Below are 709 nucleotides of genomic sequence, written 5' to 3'. Positions count from 1 at the left end.
GATCACCCGTTGTTGAGCGCGGTGACGGAGGTCGCCAGCAACGAGTCCGCGATCTTCAGTGGTCGGTTGTCCTCTGCCACGCAGTCGTGGCTGGTTGATCATGCGGTGAACGGGACGGTGTTGTTGCCGGGGACCGGGTTGCTGGAGCTGGTGTTGCGGGCCGGGGGTGAGGTGGGGTGGCCGCTGGTGCGGGAGCTGACGTTGCAGGCTCCGCTGCTGTTGCCCATCGAGGGTGGGGTGCAGGTTCAGGTCGTCATCGGCGCGGAGGAGTCCGGTGGCAGGCCGGTCTCGATCCATTCGCGTCCGGAAGGCGATGTCGCGGCTCCGTGGACGGGGCACGCCGAAGGGCTGCTGGGTGCGGGGCCGCTGCCGGTGGCGGCAGCTGAGTTGGCGCAGTGGCCGCCGGTGGGTGCGGTGGCGGTGGAGGTGGGCGACGCCTATGAGGTGTTGCTGGGCATGGGGTATGAGTACGGGCCCGTCTTCCAGGGGCTGAGGGCGGTCTGGCGGCGTGGTGAGGAGGTGTTCGCCGAGGTCGTGTTGCCCGAGCAGGCGCATGGGGACGCGGCGCGTTTCGGGGTGCATCCGGCGTTGTTGGACGCGGTGTTGCACGCGCCGCTGGTGGTCGGTGACGGGCAGACGGTTCTGCCGTTCTCCTGGGCGGGGGTGAGCTTGTATTCGGCCGGGGCGGTCGAGGTGCGGGCGCGGATCG

Annotated in this window: 1 protein-coding gene; it reads left to right on the top strand. The window is 69.8% G+C overall.

From position 1 onward, the window contains the following. Positions 1 to 21: 21 nt before the first annotated feature. A partial coding sequence (locus tag ACSC1Q_RS42990) for a polyketide synthase dehydratase domain-containing protein (protein WP_436764512.1) occupies positions 22 to 709 on the top strand: 688 nt, incomplete at its 3' end.

It is taken from the genome of Streptosporangium heterodermiicola, from assembly GCF_051390675.1.
Classification (GTDB): domain Bacteria; phylum Actinomycetota; class Actinomycetes; order Streptosporangiales; family Streptosporangiaceae; genus Streptosporangium.
Note: the sequence above shows the minus strand (reverse complement) of the source record. Positions and strands in the feature narration are given on the sequence as shown.